An 8,800-nucleotide genomic window follows, 5' to 3' on the forward strand; every position below is an offset into this window, starting at 1 on the left:
ATCATGCCAGATAATCTTGATCAGATTGCCGCTGCGACCGCGGAAGACATAAAGATCGCCGGCATGCGGATCCCGGCCCAACGTCTCTTGAACCTGCAGAGCGAGGCCCTGCATCCCGCGACGCATATCGGTCCGGCCGACCGCCAACCAGATCCGCACCTGGCTCGGAACCGGAATCATGAAACGCCCAGCGCCTTCACCATCGCCGCCGCCAGTGTCGGTGGCGTGGTCAGCGGAATCCGCAGCCGCATCTTGCCGGCGATCTCCAGCTCGATCACCRCTGGTGGCGCCGCCGGCCTCAAAGCGGCGACAGGCTCATCGGGAACCACGACAACTTCGGCAAAGCCCGTCCCGCGGGCTCTCATCGTGCGGCGCCACTTATAGATCAGGCTGGTCGCGACATCGTACTGACGCGCTACCGCCGCAACCGTGGACCCGGGCGCGAATGTCGCGGCCAGTATCCGGCACTGATCCTCTTCACTCCAACGACGACGACGCTCCGGCCCGGTCAATAACATCATCTGGCTCATGCTGTGCTGCAAACTACGCTCGTAAGGACGACCTTAAGAGCGCAGCCTCGCTACCGTGCCATGCTCGCGCAAGGCGGCCTTCGTCGGAGGCGTACGCTGCAACACAACCACTCGCTTGTCTAAGTTGGACCCAAAGCTATCGAGCATCGCAAGCAGGCCGTCTCTATTCTGTTGCCGCTGGCCCTGGTACCAAACTGCGTCTGCAAGCACGCCCTGAGAATTTAAACTTAGCTTGTCGCGTAGGAGGCTTCGGTCGATATGGCGCAGATTTTTAATAGCCTGTCCAACCACAACCTCGTAGTCGGAGACGGACAGACCTCGATTGACCTTATCCGAGCCGCTTCCTTTCACGTGGATCAAGGTAAGACTAAGAGGCTCAGTTGTCTGATCGATGTGAGTGAAATCCRCTGACTCCATGGCGCCGTCGTCACAAACTAGYCAGCCAGTTTGCGGACCACGAGTCTTTAGATTGGGCCAATGCCTGGCCACCAAACCGAACAATGATTTATCGTTGGCGTTGCCGGTATTCTGGCAAATCGCTGACCATCGAGCGGCTTCTCCTGCCAGAATTCGGTGGCATCGATCCCCATCGGAACCCATTGCCAGTTTGAAAATTTGGCGTCTCGAAACCTGGTTTCGTAGAAGTGGCCCCGCGAAAATGTATGACCAGTGTCGAAGTAGATCGTGAGATTTTCGGAATTCCGGCAAATCCTCAGGATTTCCCTGTCCCGCTGATCCCGGTCGAAGCCCTCCACCTTGCGTATCACCAAGCGGAGATCGTGGGCCGACGACTGTTCAAATTCAAAACGGAGCTGCCCTAGCTTCAAGTCTCCCCGATAGACGATCGCATCAAAGTCGGGGCTTCCGGCCGCCCTAGGTGCAATCTCGAACCGGGCAGCATCACCGAACTGCTGAAGCCACCTAACCTGGTCTGACTGATTGTCCGCAGACCCATCATTGACCTGCTCGGGTACGTTGAGTGCAATATCGTAAGGTTGCTCGACACCCCACCGGACTGGCTACTGCGGATGCGAGAGCGGGAAGCGGTTTGTCGGTTCGCGTCGTGTCGTCCATGCAGGTAGAAGCCCGATCAAGAACCTGTGTGATCGCATGTGTGAAGTCCTCCCAGGAGCTGGTAGGGCCAATCCAGATCCTGCTTCCGCTTGGGCTGGCGCCGACCACAGGACGTTGCATCCGCATGGTGCTGCGCACTGAGCTGAAGTAGTATGTTTCGTCGCCGAGAGGGTCGAGCGACGTCTCAAGCTCCAGCCCGGAGAGAATTTTTGAGTCAGCCTTGATGAGGTTCGGCGATGSGTCCCACTCAGCAAAGCGTTCGGACCCGGCTCTCGACAACCCCCTGTTGATTTCACTTGGACTTAGACCCCTGATTGTTGCCAGTGGTCCTCTGGTTGCGCGCAGGATCTTTTTAGAAACGGCACTTCTGAGCCCGATATCGGAGAATAAAAGCGAATAGAGATTTCCTCGTCTGRCCACCACGATCATTTGGTTGACGATGTCAGTCAGACAGTCCCCGACAAACCAGTTCGGCGGGCGCTTCTCGACATAGTGAGCCCAGCCGAAGGTGGTTCCGCCGCTGCTCATATGCGGGTCATGAGGTGCCGGGAATCTTGGTCTTTCCCGCCTTTTTCTGTCGGCGATTTCTCCAGCTATCTCACGGCAGGCGGTGAGCAATGCACTCGGCTCTGTCCCGTGTCGTCAATCGCTTTGCAAAGCGAAATCGATAGGAAAGGTGCACATTGACTACTGGCTACARCCACCGAAGTGCCTTCGGCGATAGCGAGTCACAATGCGCCGCGGCCATTGAGATGATCTGTCCAGTCATCAATTTTCRACCTCAAAGGCCTGAGGTAGATTTTGCGGCTGATACGACGGAACTAGTTCCTTTCGCTCAAGAACGGACACGTGGATCCGTGAGCCTTCCGGAATCGGCCGCGGTTCACATCGCGGCAAATAGAATCCCATTAGTGGACTGCGAGCAGGCCATTCCCGACGCTTCTGGCTTTTCGGCAGCCATTCAAGAATGCGCCAGGCGCCGGTTGCGGAGTTGTGTAGCGGAGCGGCGRCATCGGGCTCTTGGTAGCTATGCTCGCTGCCTTTGCGGGGCTTGCCATCGACAAGATGGTTGACCATGGCGGTATTAAGCTTCACCCCGTTGATCTTCGCTTCTTGCGTCATCCAGCGCAGGGCAAACTTTGACAGCCCGCTTTCGCTCTCAGGATAACCACCGCCAATGTCGGAGTGACAGCCAGCAAACCAGACTTGGCGAACGTCTTGCTTTTGCGGCGGCGAGGTGGAAAAGCGGTTCGGCTTGTAATCCTGGTCCTGTTTCCATTCCCGCAATCGAAACRTCCGACGAAATTCATCGATCGCAATGGCGTGCCGAACGACTTCAACGCCCGGATTTTGCAGCGTATAAGGAAGCGACTCGAGACTGGGGATGTAAAACCGATCTGGGCGCGGAACAATGACGGATGCTACAGTGTCCCATACTCCGAGAAACTTGATCGGTACTGTTCGACCACCAACAATGCGTCGGAAATGCCAAGCTGCGGAAAGGCCCGAACCATCCATCGCTGCTTGTTTATACGCCGACAGCGCGTATCCCACGTAATTAAGTTGATCCGCTCGCAACAGGCCCAGCAGGTGGATGAAGCCGGCAAGCACTCGGACGCTATACGCGCCGCGGCTGAAGCCAAAAAGAAATATCCGGTCRCCTTCAATATAATTTGCTACCAAAAAACGATAGGCATCCAACACGTCATCGTCCAGTCCATATCCCGTTGCGAGCCCCAGGACACCCTTCGTGTTTTGACGTATTCTCCCCCATGTCTTTCTTTGACCCAAGGTACCGATGCCAGGATCATAATATACCAGCTGGTTCTCGTTTTTCTCAAGCATTCGATAAAACTTGAGCACATTGGACATATTGACGCCGATCTCGTTGCCTGTGCCATCACAACAGACGACGATATTCTTGGGCAATTCCATCTCCCGAACATYCAGTTTTTGTTCTCAGCCTACGGTACTGTTAAGTGCAGGCGCTCTGCGAGCGGCAATCGTTGGTTGTCCACACCTTCATTCGCCTTCTTGGCCRCGGACTTAGGCATCCCGTTCTGCGTTGCCGATCGAGATCCGAGGTGCCCGTGCCAACCGCTGCGAGAGTAGGAGGCCGAGTTCACATTCGCATGCGCCGCATTTGGTGGACCTRCTGAGCATTCAGGTCCAGCCGGCCAGGCAGGCACCATGACTAGCGGACAAATCATGGGGTGCAGGCCGTGTGTTCGTTGCCACGGTCCACAGAAGGCCGGAAGCCTTCGCGTCTGTTCGCGAGCGCAGCGGCCGCGTGCATCTTCACTGAGATAGGATCACAATAGGCGGCAGGTCGGTACCATCGGCTTGTGGATGACAAGCTTTTTCGGCAGGTGGTCGGCGTGGAGCTCAAGGAGTGTCAGCTTGATCTCGGGCTTTCAGCGGCTGCAGTCGAACTTCAACTTGAAAGGATCTGCGCCACCGCCATACACCATCGTCAGGTCGGCTGAACGGCAGTAGCGCACCTTTCCGCAGGCGCATCCTTCCTTCAAAAGCATATTGTGCCCGGTCGCCTTGCCGGCATTTCATGCCCGATAAGAACAAAAAAGGAACATTCGTGGAATCGTTTTGCAGCTGAGGGAAGATGTCACATGCCGCTGCGCTATGCCGTCAAGACGTGCCCAAACAATCCAAACGGTGCTGCACATGAAGTTAAACTGGCCGCCGACAATGGCGGCCGCGGCCCGAACGTTATCTGGCAGCAGGACCATGCATCAACAATCACGATACCGACTATGCCCCGCGCATGAAGGTCGACGCTGGCTATATGATCATCCTGGAATACTTCGAGCCCGAACCATGAGCGACGAGCCGACACGCCCCGGAGAGGGCGCCCAGACGCGCGAGCGCGGCCCGCTTGGGCAAGTCTTCGAGCATTCCGGGTGCGGCAAGGATGCGGGACGGGGTTTTTGCCAAGCCGAAACGAGCGCCCCACTAGTTCTGCTACGAGCACCGAGGCGACGGGGAGGCTTTCCTGTGATTAGGCAGCCCGGCGGACTGGCGATTATCCCGACCGAGAAATCGACGGCCAGGAAGCAATGGAGCCGGGCTTTCAGGCGATCCTCGACTGCATGGTAGAGGCCGGCTGGACGCGGGACGAAGCCTCAGTCGTGCGGCCCTGATGGGTCTTCGGCCTGGGCGTCAAAGGYCTCGCCGACGGAACCGACCGGCCAAGTCTCAACGACCGGCACCGGCTTTGCTTCGTGAGGCGGTGCGTCGCGGCGGTCCCATGCCTTGTTGAGCTGCTCGGCAATCGTCTACCGCGGCACCAACGAATGGGCGAAAAAGGCGTCCGCACACGAGAGGATTGGGAACGCGCCTGGAAATACATCGCTCCGGATCCGACGCGCGGCTGCCCTCTGAACAGYGCGCGCATGTACTTGCGGATGAAGGTTTTGGCGTCGTCCGGCGTGAGGAGCTAACCGCCCACTTCACCGCAGCCTGATCGAGCCGTCAGCGGAAACGGGCCACGTGGTCGGCCGGGGCGCGTCTTCGCCGATTTCCGCTGATCCCTAGGCGACAAAGCGTCCCACTATCTCTGTCTGTTGTCCCCGGGCGGCCTCAATGGATAGGCCAAGGCTCGCAGGCATCCGCTGCCTTTCCGGATGCTCAAAGACAAGCGCGATGTGGCCTCGCCTGGTTCCTGGGGAATGTGTCCTCCTAGCCCCCGAGCGTGCGGTCCGAACGGCCGCTGCTCTCGCCCGTGGACGAACTAGTCCCGCATCAGATGCGCGATGAGCTGCGTGACCCTTAGGAAGCCGCGGGGGTTCGCTATCTCCGCCAGTCCCAAAGTGATGAGAGTTCAATCCCGGATACGCCGACTCGAGCGATCGACGGTACCGAACCTTTGGCTCGATCGCGCGCGCCCATTTAAGAACGGTGGTAGTGACTACAGGCCCTTTTCAGGAACCGAACCTATCCACAGAAATATTTTGTTGGTATTTCTGTTGGTAGCAGCTGCGGTTGGCCTACCCGTAAGCATTTGAAAGCAAAATAGGATTTTCTTTACTTGGATTCCGCCTCTGTCATCTGGTGTTCCTCGAACCGCAGTGTCACCCAAGGTGAGCAAGAACGCACGAACGCCTTATCGCCTAGGCATCGCGGATCGAGACGTGCRGAACTGTATGCCAACCTGTAATGGCGCCGCGTAACCAGCTGCGAAAAAGGGCCAAAAAAACTGAATATTTTACGGCGTAAGTAAAAATCGGGGGGCGCACTGTCCGCCGCTTCAGATACCTGAGATTGATCAGTTTCGAGCGCCGAGCAAGCCGATCTCTAGCCGCGTATCGCGAAGCCAAGTCTCTGCAACGCTCTATTGCGGCGATTCATCCGGTTCACACGCCCTTGCCAGTTTGTGCCGAGACACCCAGTAAGGCCTCTTCCGMACGCGTCGCGCCTTATCTAAGTGAGCACGATCTACCCCCGCGGCTGAACTCGTATGAAGATGACCTTTGTGTTGCGTCACCAACACTCGCCCGATCTTAAGAAACGAAACTCCCCCATGTGGCACTGCCGCTGCTCCAACCATCCGAGCCAGCGTCGATGAATAGTGACGCAGTTTCATATCCGCCGCGAGGCCTTTCTCGTGAAGAAGCGGCCCGTTATGTTGGTGTCGGATCCACTCTTTTTGACGAGATGGTCGCTGATGGGCGCATGCCGAAGCCTAAGCGCATCAACAGCCGTGCCGTCTGGGATCGCGTAGCTCTCGACATCGCCTTCACATCGTTGCCGGACAAAGACAATGGTCTCCAAGTGTTGTTGGAGCGAAGCAGACGAGACGGACAACAAAGATGAGAGATACGCTGATTGCGTATACGCTAAAGGCGTAGTAAGGTATCAGGAAGGCTTGAAGTGAGCGAGAATGAGAAGCTTGCCAAAGATGTGAAAGCCTGGCGGGCCAGGGAAAGGCTCACTGCTGAAGCTGCGGCCAAGGCATTGGGAATCCCGAGGCGCACATTTGAGGGGATCGAGCAAGGCAGAGGCTTTCCCTATCCTCTGCTCCTGCGGATCGCGATGGAAAGCAATGCTCYTTCACCCAACGCAGTGCAGGACAAATCGTCGCGTAATGATTAGCTGCGGCAGAAGTGTCGGAGGAGATTATTATGCCCAGACCCTTCAAGGATGCTCGCTATCCCGGCGTCTCTTCGCGCACAAAGAATGGCAGGATCGTTTACCGCTATCGGGCAAAGGGCATGCCCRAAGTTCGRCTTCCCGGTAAGCCGGGCGATCCGGAATTTGAAGCCGAATATCAAAAGGCCACGCAGGGTTTCGGCAGGAAGGCGGCGATTATCGATCTGCCTGGTCGGGCCCTACCAAAAACGTTTGGCCATGCCTCGCGCCGGCTTGAGACCACGATGGAGTGGCTGGACTTTGACGAAGCTACGCAAAAGAAAAATGTGCGGCTAATCGAGCGCTTTCTCAACCTGCAGGTTAATCCAAACTACCCTCTGACCTGGCGCGATACGCCAGTCGAACACCTCGATGCGGATCGGCTTCGTGCCATCATCGAAGGCATCTTTGCCACAAACCGCAYGGTTGCCAAGCACATGCTGGTCGCCATCAAGAAACTGCTATGGGTGGCGATCGAGATTGAGAAATGGATCAAGCCTCAAGACGACCCCTCGCTCTCAATCCGCGTGCGTGTACCTAAATCGACAAAGAATCCCGCTTGGCCGATCGCCGTTCGCGAGAAGTTCGAGGCACGGCACCCGATCGGCACGGCCGCGCGTACATGCTATGCGCTGGGCTTTTGGCTTGGAAATCGGCGCAGCGATATCGCCGCCCTGGAGTGGGACGATCTCGTTTCCGAGGAGATTGAACTGTTCGACGGCTCATTGGAGCTGATCGAAGCTTTTGATTTTCGCCAGAAGAAGAACCGCAATCGCCACGGCGGAAGGGAAATGTTCATCCCGGTCGTCGACAAGCTGGCGGCGGCCTTGGAACCGCTCGACCGCTCGACGGGCGGCACCGTGTTGAAGAGCGCGTACAACCGGCCCTTCTCCGAAAAGAGCTTGACTGGCATGATRCAGCACTGGACGCGCCAAGCGGGGATTCCCGACGGCTACACGCTCCATGGTTTGCGCCGCACCTTCGGCACATACCTCGCTGAGTGCAATGTTCAGGCGCGCGCCATTATGGAGGCAATGGGACATTCCTCGATGACCGTGACTGACGACTACGTGCGTGAGGCAAACAAGAAGCGGATCGCAGTTGATATCGCCCGTGCCATCAACGAGCGCGAGGCCAAACGCGATGCCATGAGGCGACGAGCTGYCCTGCGAGTCGTCAATTGAACAAATCGATCAAGAACAAACATGGCCGCGCCGACTCTCTGGGCCCATAATGGGCCCAAGACGTTTTGGGCCGATGTCACTTTTTATCAATGAAATCAAGGATTATGGTGGGCCCGGAGGATGTGTGCAAGCTATTGATTTTATTGATTTTTTCGCGGGCACRAATCGAGAATCTTCCCGTATTGTCCCGTATGGTTCCGCCGCCTGAAGCCCGAACCGCCAGGGGATTTCACAACGTCCATCCCATTGTTAGCTCTGTCGACCACCTACGTCTCGCCGGTGCCAACCGCAAAATGGGGCCGTTGCCGGCCTGGCGGTTTCGGCTGACATTTGCGATAAGCTGCGGTTCGCAGGCGATCTCACAGCCCTCATTCGCAGTCAAATTCGAGAACCAAGATAGCGGCCACTCGTCAGCGTCACGCTCGGCGAACTTGTGTTAGAAAACTCCTTAGSGCGGAGCGCCTCTCAGGGGGAAATGCACGACTTATCAGCCGCTTCTCCAGCGCAAATTCCCMTGCTGAGCGACGAGTTTTCACAAGTCAACCTCTTTTCGTGCTTTGTTGTCTACTGCGGGAGGGCCAAGCCAAGATCGGAGTATATCGGCCCGAGTTCCTCATCGGTCAGTAAACCGGGCGAGGTGGCGATGCTCGGAAAATTGCCCACCACGAAGTAGAGCAACAAGATCGTAGGCAACGCGAATAGCGTCTGGTCCTCTAGCCGATCCTTGATGCGCCCCATGATGAAATCCTTGGTGTTCAGCCAAAGAAGGATGTCTTCGATTGAACTCTCGCCGGCCAGTGGGAGGTACGCGTCGATCAGCTCGCCGTCGAAAGTGGTGACAGTCGCGTCTACGCCGATCTTGTGTCG

8 protein-coding genes are annotated in these 8,800 nt (G+C 57.0%); 4 read left to right on the forward strand and 4 right to left on the reverse strand.

The window, feature by feature from the left end:
- The 3 genes from tnpB to ORS3428_RS04970 all read right to left on the reverse strand — a co-directional run.
- Window positions 1-180, reverse strand: a 180-nt coding sequence (gene tnpB / locus ORS3428_RS04950) for an IS66 family insertion sequence element accessory protein TnpB (RefSeq protein ID WP_131802837.1), incomplete at its 3' end; no start/stop codon positions are given.
- Window positions 177-530, reverse strand: a complete 354-nt coding sequence (tnpA, locus tag ORS3428_RS04955) for an IS66-like element accessory protein TnpA (protein ID WP_071095173.1) — start codon at window positions 528-530, stop codon at window positions 177-179. The genes tnpB and tnpA, both read right to left, overlap by 4 nt.
- Before the next feature lie 1,842 nt (window positions 531-2,372).
- The gene (locus ORS3428_RS04970; RefSeq protein WP_071095181.1) at window positions 2,373-3,533 is read right to left on the reverse strand and encodes a DUF2235 domain-containing protein; all 1,161 of its coding nucleotides are present in this window, start codon (window positions 3,531-3,533) and stop codon (window positions 2,373-2,375) included.
- Window positions 3,534-4,231: 698 nt separating this feature from the next.
- Between ORS3428_RS04970 and ORS3428_RS33190 the strand changes: the two genes are divergently transcribed.
- The 4 genes from ORS3428_RS33190 (at window position 4,232) to ORS3428_RS04980 (ending at window position 7,933) form a co-directional block, all read left to right on the forward strand.
- The gene (locus tag ORS3428_RS33190; protein ID WP_157895920.1) at window positions 4,232-4,390 is read left to right on the forward strand and encodes a hypothetical protein; all 159 of its coding nucleotides are present in this window, start codon (window positions 4,232-4,234) and stop codon (window positions 4,388-4,390) included.
- Window positions 4,391-6,182: 1,792 nt separating this feature from the next.
- On the forward strand, window positions 6,183-6,434 hold the full coding sequence (locus tag ORS3428_RS33850) for a helix-turn-helix transcriptional regulator (RefSeq protein ID WP_083354989.1): 252 nt from the start codon (window positions 6,183-6,185) through the stop codon (window positions 6,432-6,434).
- Between the two features lie 57 nt (window positions 6,435-6,491).
- Window positions 6,492-6,713 (forward strand): helix-turn-helix domain-containing protein, encoded by a 222-nt coding sequence (locus ORS3428_RS31120; protein WP_083354990.1) that lies wholly within the window; start codon window positions 6,492-6,494, stop codon window positions 6,711-6,713.
- Window positions 6,714-6,742: 29 nt separating this feature from the next.
- Window positions 6,743-7,933 (forward strand): tyrosine-type recombinase/integrase, encoded by a 1,191-nt coding sequence (locus ORS3428_RS04980; protein WP_071095179.1) that lies wholly within the window; start codon window positions 6,743-6,745, stop codon window positions 7,931-7,933.
- A 564-nt stretch (window positions 7,934-8,497) separates the two neighbouring features.
- Here ORS3428_RS04980 and ORS3428_RS33195 read toward each other — a convergent pair.
- Window positions 8,498-8,800: hypothetical protein (locus ORS3428_RS33195; protein WP_443136837.1), on the reverse strand; the 303-nt coding region annotated here is incomplete at its 5' end.

The sequence above is a fragment of the Mesorhizobium sp. ORS 3428 genome, from assembly GCF_001854785.1.
Classification (GTDB): Bacteria; Pseudomonadota; Alphaproteobacteria; order Rhizobiales; family Rhizobiaceae; genus Mesorhizobium.

Excerpts from the sequence above, each read along its gene's own strand:
- ORS3428_RS33850 (WP_083354989.1), top strand. The coding sequence starts at position 6,183 with ATGAATAGTGACGCAGTTTCATATCCGCCGCGAGGCCTTTCTCGTGAA.
- ORS3428_RS33190 (WP_157895920.1), top strand. The coding sequence starts at position 4,232 with ATGCCGCTGCGCTATGCCGTCAAGACGTGCCCAAACAATCCAAACGGT.